Annotated in this window: 20 protein-coding genes; 19 read left to right on the forward strand and 1 reads right to left on the reverse strand. The window is 70.2% G+C overall.

Features of this window, described 5'->3' with window-relative positions:
• Positions 1–14: 14 nt before the first annotated feature.
• Positions 15–2,282: a PspC domain-containing protein gene (locus tag BN1056_RS00400; RefSeq protein ID WP_210578199.1), complete on the reverse strand. Its 2,268-nt coding sequence runs from the start codon at positions 2,280–2,282 to the stop codon at positions 15–17.
• Positions 2,283–2,419: 137 nt separating this feature from the next.
• Here BN1056_RS00400 and BN1056_RS00405 point away from each other — a divergent pair, with 137 nt between their 5' ends.
• The 19 genes from BN1056_RS00405 (at position 2,420) to nucS (ending at position 20,561) form a co-directional block, all read left to right on the forward strand.
• Positions 2,420–3,832, forward strand: coding sequence for an ATP-binding protein (locus BN1056_RS00405; protein WP_210578201.1), 1,413 nt, complete (start codon positions 2,420–2,422; stop codon positions 3,830–3,832).
• A gap of 70 nt (positions 3,833–3,902) precedes the next feature.
• The gene (locus BN1056_RS00410; RefSeq protein WP_108968136.1) at positions 3,903–4,595 is read left to right on the forward strand and encodes a LuxR C-terminal-related transcriptional regulator; all 693 of its coding nucleotides are present in this window, start codon (positions 3,903–3,905) and stop codon (positions 4,593–4,595) included.
• Between the two features lie 68 nt (positions 4,596–4,663).
• On the forward strand, positions 4,664–5,032 hold the full coding sequence (locus BN1056_RS00415) for an SdpI family protein (RefSeq protein WP_210578203.1): 369 nt from the start codon (positions 4,664–4,666) through the stop codon (positions 5,030–5,032).
• Positions 5,033–5,125: 93 nt separating this feature from the next.
• Complete coding sequence (locus BN1056_RS00420; RefSeq protein ID WP_210578206.1) at positions 5,126–5,809, forward strand: L-threonylcarbamoyladenylate synthase; 684 nt, start codon at positions 5,126–5,128, stop codon at positions 5,807–5,809.
• Entirely contained in the window at positions 5,806–6,954 is a 1,149-nt protein-coding gene (locus tag BN1056_RS00425) for an MraY family glycosyltransferase (RefSeq protein ID WP_210578208.1), read from the forward strand. The genes BN1056_RS00420 and BN1056_RS00425 overlap by 4 nt, the downstream gene beginning before the upstream one ends.
• Positions 6,955–6,998: 44 nt before the next feature.
• Positions 6,999–7,430, forward strand: a complete 432-nt coding sequence (locus BN1056_RS00430) for a hypothetical protein (RefSeq protein ID WP_210578210.1) — start codon at positions 6,999–7,001, stop codon at positions 7,428–7,430.
• A gap of 264 nt (positions 7,431–7,694) precedes the next feature.
• Positions 7,695–8,519 (forward strand): F0F1 ATP synthase subunit A, encoded by an 825-nt coding sequence (gene atpB, locus BN1056_RS00435; RefSeq protein WP_210578212.1) that lies wholly within the window; start codon positions 7,695–7,697, stop codon positions 8,517–8,519.
• A gap of 54 nt (positions 8,520–8,573) precedes the next feature.
• Positions 8,574–8,777: an ATP synthase F0 subunit C gene (gene atpE, locus BN1056_RS00440; protein ID WP_273041780.1), complete on the forward strand. Its 204-nt coding sequence runs from the start codon at positions 8,574–8,576 to the stop codon at positions 8,775–8,777.
• A 22-nt stretch (positions 8,778–8,799) separates the two neighbouring features.
• On the forward strand, positions 8,800–9,384 hold the full coding sequence (locus tag BN1056_RS00445; RefSeq protein ID WP_210578215.1) for a F0F1 ATP synthase subunit B: 585 nt from the start codon (positions 8,800–8,802) through the stop codon (positions 9,382–9,384).
• Positions 9,381–10,205, forward strand: a complete 825-nt coding sequence (locus BN1056_RS00450; RefSeq protein WP_210578216.1) for a F0F1 ATP synthase subunit delta — start codon at positions 9,381–9,383, stop codon at positions 10,203–10,205. The genes BN1056_RS00445 and BN1056_RS00450 overlap by 4 nt, the downstream gene beginning before the upstream one ends.
• 81 nt (positions 10,206–10,286) lie before the next feature.
• Positions 10,287–11,918, forward strand: a complete 1,632-nt coding sequence (gene atpA, locus BN1056_RS00455; protein WP_073328710.1) for a F0F1 ATP synthase subunit alpha — start codon at positions 10,287–10,289, stop codon at positions 11,916–11,918.
• A gap of 5 nt (positions 11,919–11,923) precedes the next feature.
• Positions 11,924–12,868: a F0F1 ATP synthase subunit gamma gene (locus BN1056_RS00460; protein WP_210578217.1), complete on the forward strand. Its 945-nt coding sequence runs from the start codon at positions 11,924–11,926 to the stop codon at positions 12,866–12,868.
• Positions 12,869–12,939: 71 nt separating this feature from the next.
• Positions 12,940–14,391, forward strand: a complete 1,452-nt coding sequence (gene atpD / locus BN1056_RS00465) for a F0F1 ATP synthase subunit beta (protein ID WP_073328715.1) — start codon at positions 12,940–12,942, stop codon at positions 14,389–14,391.
• A gap of 1 nt (position 14,392) precedes the next feature.
• Entirely contained in the window at positions 14,393–14,740 is a 348-nt protein-coding gene (locus tag BN1056_RS00470; protein ID WP_210578218.1) for a F0F1 ATP synthase subunit delta/epsilon, read from the forward strand.
• Between the two features lie 2 nt (positions 14,741–14,742).
• On the forward strand, positions 14,743–15,150 hold the full coding sequence (locus BN1056_RS00475; RefSeq protein WP_170866463.1) for a DUF2550 domain-containing protein: 408 nt from the start codon (positions 14,743–14,745) through the stop codon (positions 15,148–15,150).
• Between the two features lie 212 nt (positions 15,151–15,362).
• Complete coding sequence (locus tag BN1056_RS00480) at positions 15,363–17,852, forward strand: PEP/pyruvate-binding domain-containing protein (protein WP_210578219.1); 2,490 nt, start codon at positions 15,363–15,365, stop codon at positions 17,850–17,852.
• A gap of 147 nt (positions 17,853–17,999) precedes the next feature.
• Positions 18,000–18,752, forward strand: coding sequence for a TetR/AcrR family transcriptional regulator (locus tag BN1056_RS00485; RefSeq protein WP_210578220.1), 753 nt, complete (start codon positions 18,000–18,002; stop codon positions 18,750–18,752).
• Positions 18,753–18,820: 68 nt separating this feature from the next.
• Positions 18,821–19,666: an SDR family oxidoreductase gene (locus tag BN1056_RS00490; RefSeq protein WP_210578222.1), complete on the forward strand. Its 846-nt coding sequence runs from the start codon at positions 18,821–18,823 to the stop codon at positions 19,664–19,666.
• Between the two features lie 199 nt (positions 19,667–19,865).
• Positions 19,866–20,561 (forward strand): endonuclease NucS, encoded by a 696-nt coding sequence (gene nucS, locus BN1056_RS00495; RefSeq protein ID WP_073328730.1) that lies wholly within the window; start codon positions 19,866–19,868, stop codon positions 20,559–20,561.
• Positions 20,562–20,575 lie beyond the last annotated feature (14 nt).

Consider the following 20,575-nt stretch of genomic DNA (forward strand, 5'->3'; position numbering starts at 1 on the left):
CATCCGGCCGCAGGTCAGTGAGTCGGGGTAGGCGTGGGCTCCGCGGCCGACGACGAGGTCGAGGGCCCGGCCGACGGCTCATCGGAAGGCTGCGCCGAGGCCGGGGCTGACGCCTCGGCCTGCCCGTCGGCGGCGGCCCCGGCCTCCAGGGCCTCACTCACGCAGTTGTCCCAGGCCTCGCGGCCTGCACCCGTCAAGTTGGAGACGTCATACCAGTCGCCGTACCACGACTCCTGGTCCTCCCAGTCATTGGTATCCGCCTCGTCCGTATCTTCTGAATCGGAGACCTCGTCGGAGGCATCATCCAGGGCGATGGTGACGGCCTCGGCGCACGTCGTGGCGGTGTCAGTGTCAATCGCCGCGTGCGTCATGTCGGTGACGGGGAGGGACTCGTGCGACTTGCCGTGCTCATCGACCCAGAACTCCACGATCCACGCCGTGTCGTCCTGGACGCCGTACCAGGTCACCTGGTCGGGTCGCTCATCGATGTTCACGGTTCCGACGCCTACTTCGATGCCCAAGGTAATGACGGTGTTGGCCTCCTGCGCGGCTGGAGATTCGAGCGAGACCTGTTCACTGGGATGCCAGCGCTCGGAGTGGTAATAGGTCACAGGGGCGCCATCGGCCGTGTAGCGGTTCTGCTGCCAGCCGCCGTAATTGCTGATGGCTTCGCCGTCTACCAGCCAGTCGCTTGTCGTGTCGGCGTACGTGGTGCCGAGCCCCACTGTGGAGTCCACTACGAGGCTCTGCCCCGTGACCGTGCGGATCGTGACGGCGCCGGCGCCGATGCTGAGCGACGCCCGCGTGTGCGGCTCCGCGTCGGCGGGCATGTCGGTCAGGTCGAGGACGACTCGCCCGGCGGCGTAATCGCCCAGCACCACGGTCGCGTTGCCGTCGCCAGCGGTCAGCTGCGGCTCCAGGTCGGCCCAGGTCAACGTGACGGTGTTGGTGGTGCCACCGTGGGTGGTGCTGCGTGCGCTCAGGGCGCCCTCTGGCATGCTGGTGCCGATCGCCAGCACGGGCACGGCCACCATCACGGCGAGCCAGCCCGTGGCGGTCATCCAGCCGCCGCGGCGCCCACGCAGGGCACTGATGATGACGCCCGCTCCCAGCAGCGCGGTGACGGTGCCGACCATGGCGAAGCCCGCCGCCAGCGGCCCCATGCCGCCGGTCGAACAGATCATCACGATCACGGCGATGCAGCAGCAGGCAATGCCCATAATCGCCAGCCCCAGGCGTCGACCCGGCCCGGGACGACGGGGCCGCACCGGCCGGACGGGACGGGGAGCGACGTAGGCCGGCCGGGGTGCCGCCGACGCCGGTGCGCCGGGCGCGGCCGTCGGCCTGGTCGCGGCGTGGCCGGCACCGGCCTGTGCGGGCATGGGGCGAGTGGGACCCGACGCCGTCGGGCCGGGCATGCCCGCGGGTGCGTTGTGCCCCGCGTCTGCGCGCACGGCGCCGTCTTTCCCACCGGCTGCCTGCGCGGCAGCGGCGTAGGGGGTGGCGTGTGGCGCTGGGGGCGGCGTCCTCACCTGCGGCCCCGCTGCCGGTGGAGCGGCGTAGGGCATGCCGGCGCCCGGCGTCGGTGAGCCCGGGGCGCCCGGAGTCGGCGGCTTTTGGTGCTGTCGTCGCTGGAAGACGCGGTAGGCCCAATACACCAGCCCCACCACCAGGCAGGTCCACACCACGGGCCAGAACCCGTTGTACAGGTCCGATTCGGCCAGGCCGGTGATGTACCAGGAGGGGACCAGGCCGTGGTCGAGCAGCACCCAGCCGGCGATGAAGGTGGCCAGCGCTCCGGCGAGTCCGGCGTCGAAGTCGCCGCCGACAGCCTGCTCCAGGTGGATGCGGCCGTCGGACTCCTCGGGCATGAGCGCCCAGCCCAGGCCGTACAGCACCAGCCCGATGCCGCTGAAGATGGTCAACACCAGCCAGATGCAACGCACCAGGGTGGGATCCAGGCCGAGGCGGCGGGCGACCCCGCCGGCGACGCCACCGATCCAGCGCTCATTGGTGCGCACCAGGCCGGTGCGGCGCAGAGACTCGAAGAACCCCGCCGATGCCGGCCGGTGCGGGGACACGGGCGCGCCGGCGTCGGGCGGGAAGGCTCCCTGCGGCGGCACAGTCCCAGGTGGCACAGCGCCCGGCGGCATGTCGCCCGTGGGTACGGCACCCGGCGGAGGCACCGGCCCACCGGAGGGCTCGGGTTGTCCGGCACCGGGGCTGGGCGCCCGGTCTTGCGGCTGCTCGGCGGACGGCTCGGGAGGGGGCACTTCACTCATGGCCCCATCCTCGGCGCCCCGGCGGCTCCGACGCGATGGGGGGCTCCCCTGAGTCGCCCCCGATTCCGGCCCCCGAGGTCCCTGAATTCCGTTAACGGAGCTGCCTGGAGGACGGTTCGGCGTGCCAACATGGGGGCATGACCCAGACCGCCTCCGGCGCGCCCTCCGCATTCGGGGACCGGTCTGCGTCCGCGCCCTCGCAGCAGCGGCCGACGCCGACCGCTGCTCCGGTGGGCGCCGGCACGGGGACGCCGTCGCCCGGTCATCCCCCGCTGCTGCGCCCGCCCTACCGGGCCGCAGCGCCGTGCCCGTCGCGGGTCGTCGCCGGCGTATGCGCGGGGATGGCCGTTCACCTGGGGCTGCCGGTCGGCGTCGTGCGGCTGGCCATGGTGCTGGCGGCGACCATGAGCGGCGCCGGCGTCCTGCTGTACCTGCTGCTGTGGGCCTTCGTGCCCACCGGCAACCCCCTTCGCCCGGCACCGCTGCCTCCCGCGCGAGCCCGACTGGCCGCCCGGTTGACGGGCCGCACCGCCGACCGCCCGCTGCTGACGCCCAGGCTGCGCGGCCTGGTCGGCGGCGGCTCCCTACTGCTGGCCGCCGCCATGATTGCCGCCTGGCGGGAGGGCGTGTTCACCGGTGGCGCCGGCCTGCTGCTACCGCTGATTCTGATCGCCTCCGGCGCCGCCCTGGCCTGGTCCCAGGCCGACGCCGTCACCGGCCCGGAACGGGACTCCGGCACCATCGTGCGTCTGGCCGGGGGCGTACTGCTGGCGGCGGCCGGCGTCCTGCTGCTGATCGGCGACGACGTCCCGCCGCGTGAGCTGGTCAAAGGCGCCCTGACCGGCGGCGCCCTGGTGGCGGGCATCGGCCTGGTTCTGGCGCCCCTGTGGCTGCGCACCAACCGCGCCCTGTCGGACACCCGTGCCGCCGAGGCCCGTGAGGCCGAGCGCGCCGACATCGCCGCCCACCTGCACGACTCCGTGCTGCAAACCCTCACCCTGATCCGCAAGTGCGCCGACGATCCCGAGACGGTGGCGCGTCTGGCCCGCTCCCAGGAGCGCGAACTGCGCGCCTGGCTGTACACCGACCGCCCCGAGGCCGCCACCTCCACCGCCGACGTCCTGCGCGAGCTGGCGGCCGAGATCGAGGATCGCCACGGCGTCGAGGTTGAGCTCGTGACCGTGGGGGACCGGCCCCCGGACGCGGCAACGGAGGTCGTGGTCGCCGCCGCCCGGGAGGCGCTGTCCAACGCCGTGCGTCACGGCGCCCCGCCGGTGAGCGCCTACGCCGAGATCGCCGCCGACCACCTGGACGTGTTCGTCCGCGACCGTGGTGCCGGCTTCGACCTGGCGGAGGTCGCCCCCGACCGTCACGGCGTGAAGGAGTCGATCATCGGGCGCATGGAACGCCATGGCGGCCACGCCACCGTGCGCTGCCGCGAGAGCGGCACCGAGGTACACCTGTCCCTGGCCACACCGGTCGGCCCGGCCACGCCCGCCTCGCCGTCGCCCGCGTCCGGAGCCTCGGCCGGGCCGGCCTCCCCGCACTGACGGCCCACGTCGTCGCCCGCCCTCGTCCAGAACGCAGCCGCCCACTCCCATCCAGAACCAGGAGTTCCCCGTGACCCAGCCGCCCGCCTCCGATCAGCCCGAACAGCCCCCGCTGCGTATCCTCGTCGTCGACGACCATGCCCTGGTGCGCGCCGGCGTGCGCGCCGAGCTCGCCGCCGACGCCCCGGACCTGGAGGTGATCGCCGAGGCCGACGACGTCGAGGGCGCCATCGCCGCCGTTCACGCCCTGACCCCCGACGTGGTCCTGCTGGACGTGCACCTGCCCGGCGGCAACGGCGGGGGAGGGGCCGAGGTCGTCACCGCCTGCCGGGACGTGCCCGCCACCCGCTTCCTGGCCCTGTCGGTATCCGACGCCTCCGAGGACGTCGTGGGCGTGATCCGTGCCGGCGCTCGCGGCTACGTCACCAAGGCCATCTCCTCAACCGACCTGGCGCAGGCGGTGCGGCGCGTCGCCGCGGGGGACGCCGCCTTCTCCCCGCGGCTCGCCGGCTTCGTGCTGGACGCCTTCGGGGCCGGGGCGGGGGAGGTCGCGGTGGCCGACTCCGAACTGGATCGGCTCTCCGCCCGCGAGCGCGAGGTCATGCGCCTGATCGCCCGCGGCTACACCTACAAGGAGTGCGCCGCAGAGCTGTTCATCTCCGTCAAGACGGTGGAGACCCACGTGTCCGCCGTATTGCGCAAGCTGCAGCTGTCCAACCGCAATGAGCTAACCCGCTGGGCCGCCGCCCGCCGCATCGTGTAGGCGACCCGGCGGACGGTAAACTGTGGTCCGTACCGCAATGCCGTGCCCTGAGCGGAAGAGGTGAGGACATGGCGGATTTCCTGGCAAGCGTGCTGTTGGCGGTTGCATGCGCCATAGGCGGACTCTTGATCACCATCATCGGCGCCAAGATGAAACGAGGCACCCTCAAACCGAACTCCTTCGCGGGCGTGCGCATCCCTCGCGCCTACCGCTCCGAGGAGGACTGGTATCAGATCCAGTCTGCCTCCGCGAACGCCACCCTGCTGATGGGCTTCATATTCTTCGACTGCGCGGTGCTGTTCCTGATTCAGGCGTTATTGCCTGAAATCGTTCCGTTCATGTTCCCGTGCGTAGTATTCGTGCTCCAGTCGATTCTCGGCATTGCCCTGATCTGGTATGCGGCGTTGACCGCGGACAGGCACTCGGCCAAGCGCTGAACGTTACCGAGATGCTTGGGTGGGTGACCGCTTGGACGCAACGTCCACACGCATTACGGTGCGTGCGCGCGTGACGGGGTGAATCGTGCGAAGATGACGGCCGTGACCCAGCAGGCCCCTTCGGACTCGATGCCCGAGCAGATCGCCAGGGCCGCCGCACACGTCGCCGCCGGCGGACTACTGGCACTGCCCACCGACACCGTCTACGGCCTGGGCGTGCGCGCCGACGACGCGGACGCCGTCTCCCGCCTGCTGGCCGCCAAGGGCCGTGGCCGCAGCATGCCGCCGCCCGTGCTGATCGCCGGCGTGTCCCAGCTCGACGGCGTCGTCGCCCACGTCCCGGAGGGGGCCCGTGCCCTCATGGAGACCTTCTGGCCCGGAGCGCTCACCCTCGTACTCGACGCCGCGCCGAGCCTCGGCTGGGACCTTGGGGAGACCGGCGGCACGATCGCCGTGCGCATGCCCGACCACCCTCTGGCCCTGGCCCTGCTGCACGCCACCGGCCCCATGGCCGTCACCAGCGCTAATGCCACGGGACGGCCCCCGGCCACCGACGCCGCCGGAGTGCGCGCCGCCTTCCCGGGGCGCGTCGTCGACGCCGGGGACGCTGCCGCAGGCGGGCCCGCAACCGCGGACATACTCCTGCTCGACGGCGGCCCCACCCCAGGCTCGGTACCCTCCACCATCGTCTCCCTGGCCGGGACGGCCGCGCAGGCCCCCGCGGTGCTGCGGGAGGGTGTCATCACCCGCGCGCAATTGGAGGGCGTGGGCGCATGAGGGTCTATCTGCTCGTGCTGCTGGTCGCGGCGGCCGTCACCTATGTGGCCGTGCCGATCGTGCGTCACCTCGCCCTGGTCAGTGGTGCCCTCACCCCGGTACGGGCGCGGGATGTGCACTCCAAGCCGATCCCGCGGCTGGGGGGTGTGGCCATGTTCGCCGGCTTCGCCACCGCGATGGTGGTCGCCTCCCAGGTGCCCTACCTGTCCCGCGTCATCGACTCCTCGGCCTGGGCGGTGGTGCTGGGGGCCGGCCTGGTGTGCGTCCTCGGGGTTATCGACGACCTGTGGGAGCTGGACTGGATGACGAAGCTCGTGGGGCAGGTGCTGGCCGCCGGCGTCATGGCGTGGCAGGGCGTGCAGCTGATCACCTTCCCCGTCGGCGGGCTGACCATCGGCTCCTCGCGGCTGTCCCTGTTCTCGACCATCATCGTGGTCCTGGCGGTCATCAACGCCGTCAACTTCGTCGACGGCCTGGACGGGCTGGCCGCCGGCATCATCGGCATCGGCGCCTCCGCCTTCTTCCTGTACGTCTACGTGCTGACCCGCCACACCTCCCCGGAGTCCTACACCTCCCTGGCGGCCACCGTGATGGCGGCCCTGATCGGCATCTGCCTGGGATTCCTGCCCCACAACTTTCATCCCGCCACCATCTTCATGGGCGACTCCGGCTCCATGCAGCTGGGGCTGATCAGTGCCGCCGGCACCATCATCATCACTGGGCAGATTGACCCGGGCACGCTCGGGGGCCCGACGGCGGTGCCCGTGTTCCTGCCGGTGCTCATCCCCCTGGCGGTGCTGCTGCTGCCGCTGATGGACATGATCATGGCGATCGTGCGCCGCACCCGCGCCGGCCACAGCCCCTTCCACCCCGACCGCATGCACATGCACCATCGTCTGCTCGCCGCCGGCCACTCCCACCGCCGCGCCGTGCTGGTGATGTACGTGTGGGCCGCCGTCGCCGCGTACTCCGTGGCGGCCATGGCCTTCTTCCCCCTGCGCTGGGTCCTGGCGGGCGCCGCCGTCGGTGTGGCCCTCGCCCTGGTGGTGACGGCGGACCTGATGCCCGGCGTCCGCATCGCCTGGACGCGTCACCTGGGCGCCCGCCACGCCCGCCCCCGACGCGGCAGGGGGGAGCGACGTTGAAGCGGAGGCGGGGGCCGAGCCAGATGCAGTCCACTTCGCAACGGATGTCGCAGCAGTCGCTGTTCCGCCGCACCGCGGTGCGCGTCGCCTGGGTGGGCGGTGTGATTGCCGCAGTCGCGTTGATTGCCGGCGCCCTGGCTGGTGGCGGTGCCTGGGTCGGGGCGGCGTGGGGTGCCCTGACCGGGGTTCTGCTGACCGCCGTCACCGTAATCGCCCTGCTCATCCCCTGGGACCGCTTCCCCATGTTGGCCTCCGCCGGGGTAATGGTCTCCTTCGCCGCTAAGATCCTCGTGGTGATCGGCGTGGTGCTGTTGCTCGGAGCGCACCGCGATGCGCTGGCGCCGGGCTGGTTCTTCTGCGCCTTCGCCGCGGTGCTGCTGGGGGTGACCGCCGTCGAGGTCGTCTCGCTCGGCTCCGGCAGCCATGCGCCCTCCGGGCGTCCCGAGGCAGGCAACGACTCGGATGATGAGACTTAGAGACTCAGGCGCGTCGGCGTGCCGAAGCGTGCCCGGCACCGTCACCTGCATCCGGGAGGCGTGCTCCTCGACCGCCATGCAACGGAATTCGGCGGTACGGGCGTGCGATCGGCGCCGAAGCGGGGTAGGGTCACTGCCCCATGAGGGGAGTACCATGACCGCCAGGTGTCGGCGCTGGATGCGGTGGCAGATGCCATCGGGCGCTGCCGCTGCGGTGCGCCGCGGTAACATCCCGCAGTCCGCAATCGTTCCTGAGGAGGTCCGGTGACAACGAGCGCGATCCTCGCATCCGGTCTGGCCGCGATCGTCCCGGCAGCGGACGAGGGCGGCTTCGAGCCCCCCTCGATCGACGACTTCTATCCCGAGGCCTTCGCCTTCCTGGGCACGCCCTTCGAGCTCAACCGGGTCATGCTGGTGCGCATCATCATGACGCTGGTGCTGGTGGCCCTGTTCGGCATTGGCGCGTCCCGCGCCAAGGTGGTGCCCGGGCGGATGCAGAACGTGCTGGAGATGCTGCTGGAGTTCGTCCGCAAGAACATTGCGGTGGAGATCCTCGGCGAGAAATACGGCAAGCGCTACACCCCGATCATCACCACGATCTTCCTGGGCGTGTTCTTCCTGAACCTCTCGGGCGTGATCCCCGGCCTGCAGATCGCCTCCACCGGCGTGGTGGGCATGCCGCTGGTCTTCGCCATCGTCTCCTACATCGCCTTCATTTACGCGGGTGTGCGCACGAACGGGGTCGGGAAGTTCACCCTGCGCTCGCTGGTGCCGGCGGGCGTGCCCGGCTTCCTGTATCCCCTGATCGTCCCGGTCGAGTTCCTGTCCACCTTCGTGATGCGCCCGTTCACGCTGACCGTCCGACTCATGGCGAACATGATCTCCGGGCACCTGCTGCTGTCGCTGTGGTTCCTGGCCACCAACGCACTTTTCGTGTACGCGTCGGCGCAGCTGAAGGCCGTTGGCGTGGTCACTCTGGCGGCGGGTATCGTCTTCATCCTGTTCGAGACGTTCATCGCCGCGCTGCAGGCCTACATCTTCGCCCTGCTGTCCGCCGTCTACATCGAATCGTCGGTGCACCTGCACTGACCCACCCCCGAACAACCCACCCACCTACCAACACTGAGGAGAAACCCCATGGGAATCACCGGTTCTATCGCGACGATCGGCTACGCCCTGGCGACCGTCGGTCCCGCCCTCGGCATCGGCATGGTCGTGGCCAAGACCCAGGAGTCCACCGCCCGGCAGCCCGAGGTCGCCGGCGTGCTGCGCACCAACATGTTCATCGGTGCCGCCCTGATCGAGGCCCTCGGCCTGCTCGGCTTCGTCGCCGGCTTCATCTTCTAGTGATCGTTACGGAGTGACCAGCATGTCTGTCGGTACCGTCGTGCTGCCGGCGGCCGGGACCCCGGAAGGGATCTTCCTATTCGTGCCGCACCTGGCAGACCTGGTTTGGGGCACGATCTGCTTCCTGATCATCGCCGTCGTCCTGATCAAGTACGCCCTGCCGCGATTCAACGCGGTGCTCGACGAGCGCACCGCGAAGATCGAGGAGGGACTGGCCCTGACGGAGAAGGCCAAGGAGGAGCAGTCCGGGGCCGAGGCCCGTGCGGCCCGGCTTGTGGAGGACGCCCGCCTGGAGGCCGCCAAGATCCGCGAGAACGCTCAGGCGGAGGCGGACAAGATCATTGCCGACGCCCGTGCCGAGGCCGCCGGCGAGGCCGGCCGCGCCATGGAGGCCGCCGAGCGGCAGATCCAGGCGGACAAGCAGGCCGCCCAGATCTCGCTGCGCTCCGACGTCGGCCTGCTGGCCACGGACCTGGCGGAGAAGCTCGTCGGTGAGCACCTGTCAGACACGGAGCTGTCCGGTCGCGTCATCGACCGCTTCCTTGACGAACTCGAGAACGCGCCGGTGAGCCCGGCCTGGTCCGCCAGAGCGGGGTCGGTCCGGTGAAAGCCGGAACCGCCACCACCCGCGCCCAAGCCGAGGAGGCCTGGGCGCCGGTCCTGGCCGCCGCCGGTGCGCAGGGGCAGGAACTCGGCGAACAGATCCTCACCATGGCCCACGCGATCGCCTCCAACCCGCTGCGCGGCCCCCTGACGGACCCCAATCGCGAGCCGGAGCACAAGGCCGCGCTGGCCGCCCGCCTGTTCACAGGACGTGTGGACGCGCGCGTGGTGGAACTGCTGCAGGGCATGGCGCGGGGCCGCTGGTCCCGGCCCGTCGACCTGATCAGTGCGCTGCACGACCTGGGCATCCAGTCGATTCTGGCCGGCGCCCGGGCGGGTGGCACCCTCGACGACGTCGAGCAGGAGGTCTTCGCCGTCTCCCGCCAGGTCGCCGCCAACCGGGAGATCCGGCAGGCGCTCGAGCCGGCCCGCCGCACCAGTACCGAGGCTCGTGTGCGCCTGGCCCAGCGGCTGTTCGCCTCTCGCATCTCCCACCCCGCCATGACCCTGGTGGTCTGGTGCGTGCGACACCAGCCGGAGGTCGCCGTCGGCGGGGTGCCCTACAACCTGCGCCGCGTCACCGAGCTGGCCGCCGCCATGCAGAACCGGGTGATCGCCGACGTCGTCACGGCCGTGCCGCTGACCACCCGGCAGCAGACCCGGCTGCGCGACATCCTGGCCCGGCGGCTGGGATACGACGTCGAACTCAACCTGCAGGTCGATCCGGAGGTCATCGGCGGCGTGCGGGTCATGGTGCGCGACCTCGTCATGGACTCCACCGTGCGCCACTCGCTCGCCGGGCTGCGCACCGCACTGACCGGATGACCGCCTCCCGGCGCCGACGCCACATACAAGCCAAACGAACCGCTGCGATAACGCAGCCAGCCACAGCGAAGGAGACGACAGATGGCTGATATGACCATCGCCGCGGAGGACGTTCGCTCCGCCCTGGACGAGTTCGTCGATTCCTACCGGCCGGCGGAAGTCGCCGCCGACGAGATCGGGCACGTGGTCTTCGCCGCCGACGGCATCGCCCACGTGGAGGGCCTGCCCGGGGCCATGGCCAACGAGCTGCTCACCTTCGAGGACGGCACCGCCGGACTGGCCATGAACCTGGACGAGCGCCAGATCGGCGTGGTGATCCTGGGCGACTACTCCGACATCGACGAGGGACAGGTCGTGCACCGCACCGGTGAGGTGCTCTCGGTACCGGTGGGGGACGGCTTCCTCGGGCGCGTCGTCGATCCGCTGGGCCGGCCCATCGACGGGCTCGGTGAGATCGCCGCCGAGGGACGCCGCGCCCTGGAGTTGCAGGCCCCCGGCGTGATGGCCCGCAAGTCCGTGCACGAGCCGCTGCAGACCGGCCTGAAGGCCATCGACTCCATGATTCCGATCGGTCGCGGACAGCGGCAGCTGATCATCGGCGACCGCAAGACGGGCAAGACCGCCATCGCCCTGGACACGATCCTGAACCAGAAGGCCGCCTGGGAGACCGGCGACCCGAACCAGCAGGTGCGCTGCATCTACGTGGCCACCGGCCAGAAGGGCTCCACCATCGCCTCGGTGCGCGCCACCCTGGAGGAGCGCGGCGCCCTGGAGTACACCACCATCGTCGCCTCCCCGGCCTCCGACCCGGCCGGATTCAAGTACCTGTCGCCCTACACCGGCTCGGCGATCGGACAGCACTGGATGTACGGCGGCAAGCACGTGCTGATCGTCTTCGACGACCTGTCCAAGCAGGCGGAGGCCTACCGCGCCGTATCGCTGCTGCTGCGCCGTCCGCCGGGCCGCGAGGCCTACCCCGGTGACGTCTTCTACCTCCACTCCCGGCTGCTGGAGCGCTGCGCCAAGCTGTCCGACGAGCTGGGGGGCGGCTCCATGACCGGCCTGCCGATCATCGAGACGAAGGCCAACGACGTCTCCGCCTACATCCCCACCAACGTCATCTCCATCACCGACGGGCAGATCTTCCTGCAGTCCGACCTGTTCAACGCCGACCAGCGCCCCGCCGTCGACGTGGGCATCTCGGTGTCCCGCGTCGGTGGTGACGCGCAGATCAAGGCGATGAAGAAGGTCGCCGGCACGCTCAAGATCACGCTGGCCCAGTACCGCTCCATGCAGGCCTTCGCCATGTTCGCCTCCGACCTGGACTCGGCCACTCGTCAGCAGCTGACCCGCGGCGAGCGGCTCATGGAGCTGCTCAAGCAGCCCCAGTTCACCCCCTACCCGGTGCAGGAGCAGGTCGCCAGCGTGTGGGCGGGCACCAACGGTTACCTCGACGACCTCCCCGTCGCCGACGTGCTGCCCTTCGAGCGCGCGCTGCTGGACTACCTGCGCCGCAACACCTCCATCCTGGACACCATCCGGGACACCGGCCAGCTCGACGACGACACCGAGGCGGCGTTGCGCCAGGCCGTGGAGTCCTTCCGCACCACCTACCTGTCCGGCGGGCGCATGCTGTCCGGCGAGGTCGAGGCGCCCGAGGAAGAGGTGCCCGCGGAGCACACCGCCGAGCAGATCGTGGTCAAGAGGAGCTGACCGCCGTGGCAGGGAACCAGCGCATCTACAAGCAGCGCATCCGGTCCACCGAGACGCTGCAGAAGGTCTTCCGGGCCATGGAGCTGATCGCCTCCTCCCGGATCGGTTCCGCACGCCACAACGCCCAGGAGGCCGGCCCCTACGACCACGCCCTGAGTCAGGCGGTTGCCGCCGTCGGCACCCACGCCGTCTTGGACCACCCGCTGACCCGGGAGCGGGAGGACACCAATCGGGTGGCCGTCCTGGTGCTCACCTCCGACCGCGGCATGGCCGGCGCCTACTCCGCCACCATCCTGCGTGAGACCGAGCGGCTGATCGAGCAGCTGATGGAGGACGGCAAGGAGCCCGTCCTGTTCACCTACGGGCGCCGCGCGAGCGCCTACTTCGCCTTCCGCGGGCGGCCCGTGGAGTTCTCCTGGACCGGCGAGTCCGACCGCCCCAGCGACACCTCCATCGAGGAGGTGGCCACCGTCATGCTGGACTACTTCCTGTCCAGCGTGGAGGCCGGGGGCGTGGCCGAGGTGCACATCGTCTTCACCCGCTTCGTGTCGATGGTCTCCCAGGTGCCCGAGGTGCGCCGCATGCTGCCGCTGACCGTCGTCGACGTCGACGGGCCCGGCGAACTCAGCCGCGAGGACCTGGCCGCCGACGTCGAGCGGGTGCGGGCCGAGCGGACCGGCGCCCAGCCCCTGTATGAGTTCTCGCCCAGCGCCGACGCCGTGCTGGACGCCCTGCTCACCCGCTATGTGCGCAGCCGCATCCGCAACGCCCTGCTGCAGGCGGCCGCCTCCGAGCTGGCCAGCCGGCAGCAGGCCATGCACACGGCCACCTCGAACGCCGAGGACCTCATCGCGACCTACACCCGCCTGGCCAATGCCGCCCGCCAGGGCGACATCACCCAGGAGATCACCGAGATCGTCTCGGGCGCCGACGCCCTCGGCTCGCAATAACGGCCGCCCCACTCGATCACAGTCAACCAACCCCAGTAGCTTCTGGCAGAACGGACACGGAAGAACGCATCATGACCGACACGACCCCCCAAGGGACCATCCCCGCCATCGGGCACGTCACCCGGATCATCGGCGCCGTCGTCGACGTCGAGTTCCCGCCGGACGCGATCCCCGCGATGTACAACGCCCTGAAGGTGACCGTGAACTCCACCGGTGAGGGCGACGAGACCCACGAGATCACCCTCGAGGTGGCCCAGCACCTGGGCGACAACATCGTGCGCACCGTCTCGCTCAAGCCCACCGACGGCCTGGTGCGCGGCACCGAGGTGCGCGACACCGGCGCCCCCATCTCCGTGCCCGTAGGGGACGTCACCCTCGGGCACGTCTTCAACGTCACCGGCGAGGTGCTCAACCTTGAACCGGGTGAGCACCTGGAGATCAAGGAGCGCTGGCCCATCCACCGCCAGCCGCCGGCCTTCGAGCAGCTCGAGGCCAAGGAGCAGATGTTCGAGACCGGCATCAAGGTCATCGACCTGCTGACCCCCTACGTGCAGGGCGGCAAGATCGGCCTGTTCGGCGGCGCCGGCGTCGGCAAGACGGTCCTGATCCAGGAGATGATTCAGCGCGTCGCCCAGAACCACGGTGGCGTGTCCGTGTTCGCCGGTGTCGGCGAGCGCACCCGTGAGGGCAACGACCTGATCGGGGAGATGGACGAGGCCGGCGTGTTCGACAAGACCGCGCTGGTGTTCGGACAGATGGACGAGCCGCCGGGCACGCGTCTGCGCGTGGCCCTGAGCGCGCTGACCATGGCGGAGTACTTCCGCGACGTGCAGCACCAGGACGTGCTGCTGTTCATCGACAACATCTTCCGCTTCACCCAGGCCGGCTCCGAGGTCTCCACCCTGCTGGGCCGCATGCCGTCGGCCGTGGGCTACCAGCCGAACCTGGCCGATGAGATGGGACAGCTGCAGGAGCGCATCACCTCCGCCGGCGGCCACTCCATCACCTCCCTGCAGGCGATCTACGTGCCCGCCGACGACTACACCGACCCCGCCCCGGCCACCACCTTCGCCCACCTGGACGCCACCACGGAGCTGTCGCGCGACATCGCCTCCCGCGGCATCTACCCGGCGGTGGACCCGCTGGCCTCCACCTCCCGGCTGCTCGCCCCCCAGTACGTGGGGCAGGAGCACTACGACGTCGCCACCCGCGTGAAGTCGATTCTGCAGAAGAACCGGGAGCTGCAGGACATCATCGCCATCCTTGGTGTGGACGAGCTCAGCGAGGAGGACCGGGTGACGGTGGGCCGGGCCCGGCGCATCGAGCAGTTCCTGTCCCAGAACACCTACATGGCGGAGAAGTTCACGGGTGTGCCCGGTTCCACGGTGCCGCTGGCGGAGACCATCGAGGCCTTCCGCCGCATCACCGAGGGCGAGTACGACCACCTGCCCGAACAGGCCTTCTTCAACATTGGCGGCATCGACGACCTCGAGCGCCGCGCGGCCGAAATGGCGGACGCCTGATATGCCCGGCGAGCACAGCCTGAGTGTGGAGGTGGTCTCCCGGTTCGGGGGCGAGGCCTGGGTCGGCGCAGCCACTCGGGTCTCGGTCCCGCTGCCCGACGGCGAGCTCGGCGTACTGCCCGGGCGCCAGCCGATCCTGGCGGTGCTCGGACGCGGCAACGTGCGCATCACGCCGGTCGACGGCGAGCCGGTCGCGGTGCCGGTGGCCGGCGGCTTCTGTTCGGTCGACGGCGATGTGGTCACCGTGGCGGCCGACGTGGCCGGGGCGGAGGCCACCAAGTCCAGCGCCCAGGTCACGGACGTGATCGCCGAGACCATTGTCATCCCCGGCGTGGGTATACGGGACTGATCATGAGCATGCCGGTGTGGGGGATTGTCGGTGCGATAGCGCTGGTGGTGATCATCCTCGCCGGCCTGTTCCTCACGCGGCTGCGTCATCTGGCGGGGCGCGTCGGCGCCTTCGAGTGCGCACTGCGTCCCACCGGCGGGCGGCACTGGATCAGCGGTATCGCCATCTTCGGCGACGACGACCTGGAGTGGCATCGGCTGGTGTCGTTATCGCTGCGGCCGCGTCAGCGGCTGCTGCGCGAAGACCTCGAGCTGGGCCCGGTGCACCACCGCGGTGAGGGCGGGCACGTCGTGGACGTGCCCTGCCGCTACCGCGGCGAGCGCTTCGAGCTGGCCATGGTGGAGGACTCCCACTCCGCGCTGGTTGCCTGGATCGAATCGGCGGCCCCCTCCCAGCCCACCCTCTTCTAGCTCCCCCACCTTCGCCGAGATCGGTTGAAGTTACGTACCGAGATCGGTTGAAGTTACGTGCCGAAGTCGGTTCATGCGGTTGGTGGGGCCACCAGTACGGTTCGTGAACGGGTATGGCACCGCCCTTTTGACTGACCGATTGACGCGGTTTGGTCAGCCGGTCAGAATTGGTTGTGGTGTACCCCGCGCCCCGACCGCTGAATGGAGGCGCCATGATTCTCTGGCTCGACGACGCCGAAGCCTCTAATCGCTCGCTGACGGGCGGCAAGGGCGCGTCCCTGGCGCAGTGTCGGCGGCTCGGTCTGCCCGTCCCCGACGGCTTCTGCGTCACCACCGAGGCATTCCTAGCCGCCAGCCGGTCGAGTGCAGTTGATGGGCAGACGAATGGCATGCACCCGCTGCCACTTCCTCCCGGGTTTGAGTCCGCCCTGCTTGACGCCTATGGCCGTCTGGGACGGCCCGCAGTCGCGGTGCGCTCCTCGGGCGCCGATGAGGACGGCCGCGAAACCAGCCTGGCCGGGCAGCACGACACTGTCCTGGGCGTGTCGGGCGCGGCCGCACTGCTCGATGCCGTACGCACCTGCTGGGCATCCGCCTTCAACGAGCGGGCCGCCGAGTACCGCCGCCGCCGGGAGATCACGGAGGCGGCGCCCATTGCCGTCGTCGTCCAAAGGATGGTGGATCCCGCAGTCTCCGGCGTGCTATTCACCCGCGACCCGGTCTCCGGGGCAGCGGATGCGGCGGTGGTGAGCGCCTCGTATGGGCTCGGGGAGAGCGTGGTCTCCGGTCACGCGGTGCCCGATGTCTTCAGGCTGAGTGCCAGCCCGCCGCGAATCCTCAGCCGAACCATGGGGTCCAAGGAGACTCGGATGGACCAGGGCCCGCAGGGCGTTGTCACCACTCAGGTCCCTCCGGCGGAGCGCAACCGACTGTGCCTCGACGACGATCAACTGCTCCGCCTGCTCGATATCGGTATGCGCCTGGAGGAGTACTACGGGTGCGCGCAGGACGTCGAGTGGGCGCTGTGCGACGGCGAGGTCGCGCTCCTCCAGGCCAGGCCGGTCACCGCCTTCGCCGGCCGGGCCGGCTCCGCCGCACCGCCTGCCGGACCGCAATCCATGCGCGCCCGAGCGGAGGAGTTGATCCGGGCGGACGTGGCTGAGCACCTGCCCTGCCCCTACCCCCTCGACTTGCGCGCCGCGCACAGGCTCGTCGAGGCCGTAGCGGCGCTGCTGTCCCGCGCCGGCTTCAATCCTCCCGCCCCGGAGGCACTGCTTAAAGGCGACGCCGACGGCGTCATACGCCTGCATGCGTCCCTGCCGCCGCAGAGTCTGTGGGGGCTCACGCGCCTGCCCGCCGTCGTGGGGCGCAGCCTGCGCCACGATCCCATGCGTTGGCGCCAAGAGGAGGCCGCCGTCCGCAGACGCCTTAGTCGTCTCACCCGGTGCATCGATCGACGCGCCGAAGCCGATTCGGCAACGCTCCTGCGACTTCTGGATCAAGCGGTCGACGCCGCCGCCCACGTCCTGCACGACCGCTACCGCAACTATCTCGTGCCTCTCGCCGTGAACCGGGCGGTCACCATGCGGCTGGCGGCGATGGCGGGCCTGGGAGACGGTGTGCAGGAGGAGGACCTCTACGGGGATCTGTCCTATGCAACCGCTGCGGCTAACGCGGGAATCTCCCGCCTCGCCGAGCGGATGCGTTCACTCGGACTGGAGCGGAGGCTGCTTCAGGACGGGCCGCGACCTTTCCTGAACGGGCTCGACGCCACGCCTGCGGGACGCAAACTTCTCGCCGAACTGCACCAGTTCCTCGATGACTACGGTGCGCGAGCCGGCTCGCCCTATCTCGCGTTCTCCGCCAGATCATGGCGTGAGCGTCCCGAGGACCTGATCGGGCTCATCGCGGTGCAACTGCGCGGAATGAACGCCTCGGCCCGCGAGCGGACGGAGATTGAGCCTCCGTCCCGGCCCGCCGTGATGCAGGACGTGACGGCCCGGTTGCCTGCGCCGCTGCGTGGCTGCTGGCACCGATCCGTGGCGCGGCAGCGCGCCCTGCACGTCGGACGGGAGGGCACCCTCTACCTGATCGAGGAGTTCTTCTTCCAGGCCCGCCGGGTCATGGATGAGATCGCCGGCAGGCTGGTGGCCGGCGGTGTGCTGGAAGAGGCGGAGGATGTGGTCCTGCTCTACGACGGCGAGATGCGTCGGGCGTTGGCTCATCCCACGGAGGTGGGGCTGACAAACCTGGTCAATCGACGCAAGAACGCCCGTGCGCGGGCCCGGGAGGCCTGGCTGCGCAGTTGCGGCGCAACAGACGCGGTTGAGTCGGTCGGCTCTCGACCTGCAGACCGATTGGCGCTGCGCGGGTTTCCGTCCGCGGCGGGCAGGGTACGCGGGCGCGCGCGGGTGATCATCGAGCCGCGGGACTTCGGGCGCTTGAACGCCGGGGAGGTACTGGTGTGCCCATTCACCGACCCGTCGTGGACACCGCTGTTCTCGCTGGCCGCCGGCGTCGTCGCGGACGCGGGAGGGCCTCTGTCGCACGCTGCGATCATCGCCCGGGAGTACGGCATACCCGCCGTGCTCGGAGTCAACGGCGCCACCGCGCGGATTAGCGACGGCGAACTGATCGAGGTGGACGGTTCGGCCGGCGTCGTCACCCGGATGTCGGCGATGGCCGAACCATCAATCCCTTAACCCGCACCGGCGGAGGGACCCAACGGCAACCTTGGTTGACGGCGAAGTGGGCTCGCTGGGCGGCGCCGGGCGCCCGAAGGCTCAACTTCACCGAACCGGTCCTGGGGGCCGGACAGTCGAGGCATCCAGCGGCAATATGATCGCCCCATGCGCAATACCCGGCACGCATCCGACGTCGGGGTGCCGACCGCCGCTTCTGCCCTCCCCGAGCGGATCCTCACGGCCGCCGCGGAACTCGTCGATCAGCACGGCCCCCAGAAGACCACCGTCGCCGAGATCGCCCGAGCGGCCGGCGTCGGCAAGGGGACGGCCTACCTGTACTGGCCCAGCAAGGAGAAGTTGCTGCTGGCGCTGCTCGCCCACGAGCTGGTGGTGTGGATCCGATCCGTGCGCGCCGAGGTGGTGCACGATCCCGAGCGGTTGCGCCTGTCCCGTCTGGCGGTGCTGCTGCTGGACTCTTGGCGCCATGAAGTGGTTGAACTCATTGCCTCCGACTTATACCTGCGTCGAGTCCTCGCCGCGCACCGGGGTTCTCGAGAGCTCCTGGAACGATCCATGCCGATGGAACTGTGTGTGCGTGTGCTGCCTCTGATGCGCCGGGAGGGACTTGTGCGCAGTGATACTGATGCGCACGAACAGGCCTACGTCTTCAACGCCGTGATGACCGGTTTCGTCGTAGGCAAGGTGACGGAGCGCGCGGACTCTGCGGTGATCGACCCGGCCGCCGTGTTGGCCCGCACAATCCGTCAACTGCTGGAGCCCGACACTGCGCCAACCATATCACAGTGTGAACGACTGCTGCCCGAGGTACTCGAAGTGGTCGATCAGGCTGTAGCCAATCTGGAAGAGATGACGTACGGCGCAGCGGCGCCAGAGCGGACGGTCCGCGCACGAGGATAGGGAGGGTCCCTCGGACCCCCTGTGACACGGCCTGCCTCGAGGGCGCGCCGAGGCGGACAATCGCTTTCATGAGCACAAAACGTCCCGTTACTGTCCTGCTCGGCGCCGGAGCCATCGGCACCGCCATCGCCCGGCGCGTCACGAACGGCGGTCACATCGTCGTCGCCGACCTGCGGCTCGAGAACGCGCAGAAGGTCCGCGAGCAACTCCTCGACGCCGGTTACAGCGCCGAGGCAACGACGACGAACCTGGCCGACCCCGCCTCCATCCGGGCCCTGGCGGAGCACGCCGCCACGCTCGGATCGGTCAGCCGCGTGATCCTCGCCGGAGGAGTCTCGCCGTCGCAGGCCGACATCCCCACCATCCTGCGGGTAGACCTGTACGGCTTCGCCGTCGCCCTGGAGGAGTTCGGCAAGGTGATCGCCCCGGGCGGCTCCGGCGTCGTCATCTCCAGCCAGTCCGGCTACCGCATGCCCGCGCTCACCCGTGAGCAGGACGCCCTGCTGGCGACCACCCCCGTCGACAAGCTGCTCGACCTGCCGCTGCTCGCCGACGGCGCCATCACCTCCACGCTGCACGCCTACCAGATGTCCAAGCGGGCCAACGGCCTGCGCGTGCGGGCGAACGCCGTCACCTGGGGGGAGCGCGGCGCGCGTATCAATGCGATCAGTCCCGGCATCGTCATCACGCCGCTGGCGCGCGACGAGCTCGAGGGGCCGCGCGGCGCCGGCTACCGCAAGCAGCTCGAGCTCTCCCCGGCCGGGCGCGCCGGCACGCCCGATGAGATCGCCGCGCTGGCCGCTTTCCTCATGGGGCCGGAGGCCGGCTACATCAACGGCACGGACGTGCTGGCCGACGGCGGCGTCACCGCCTCCTGGTACTACGGGCCGCTGTCCGCGGGCGGGGCGAACTGAGCCGGATGCGCCGTGTCATATCAACCGACCTCGGCACGTAACTTCAACCGACCTCGGCGCGTAAGTACAACCGATCTCGGCGCGTAACTTCAACCGATCTCGGCGCGTAACTTCAACCGATCTCGGCGCGTAAGTACAACCGATCTCGGCGCGTAACTTCAACCGACCTCGGTGAGGGGGAAGCGGGTAGGCTGCCGGGGTGCGCGTCGTCATCGCTTCCTGCTCCGTGGACTACTCCGGCCGTCTGGACGCCCACCTGCCCCGGGCCACCCGCCTGATCATGGTCAAGGCCGACGGCTCGGTACTGGTCCACTCCGACGGCGGCTCCTACAAGCCACTGAACTGGATGAGCCCGCCCGCCCGCCTGGCGGAGGTCGCCCCGGACGAGGAGGACGCCGAGGCCGGCGTCACCGCTCGCTGGGAGGTGACCGCCGCCAAGACCGACGACCGCCTGGTCATCCGCCTGTTCGAGATCGTCTCAGATACCAGTGTGGAGCTCGGCGTCGACCCCGGGCTGACCAAGGACGGGGTCGAGGCCCACCTGCAGGAGCTGCTCGCAGAGCAGGTGGAGTTGCTCGGCCCCGGCTTCCGCCTGGTGCGCCGCGAGTACCCCACCCCCATCGGCCCGGTCGACCTGCTCGTGCGTGACGGGGCCGGCGCCGCCGTCGCCGTGGAGGTCAAGCGCGTGGGCGGCATTGACGGCGTCGAGCAGCTGACCCGCTACCTGGACATGCTCGACCGCGACCCGTTGCTGACCCCGGTGCGCGGGGTGTTCGCCGCCCAGCAGATCAAGCCGCAGGCGCGCGTGCTGGCCGAGGACCGCGGTATCCGCTGCGTGGTGCTGGACTACGACGCCATGCGCGGCCTGGACGATCCCTCCTCCCGGCTGTTCTGACGGGGCGGCGTAGC

The sequence above is a fragment of the Actinomyces succiniciruminis genome, from assembly GCF_900002405.1.
Lineage (GTDB): Bacteria > Actinomycetota > Actinomycetes > Actinomycetales > Actinomycetaceae > Actinomyces > Actinomyces succiniciruminis.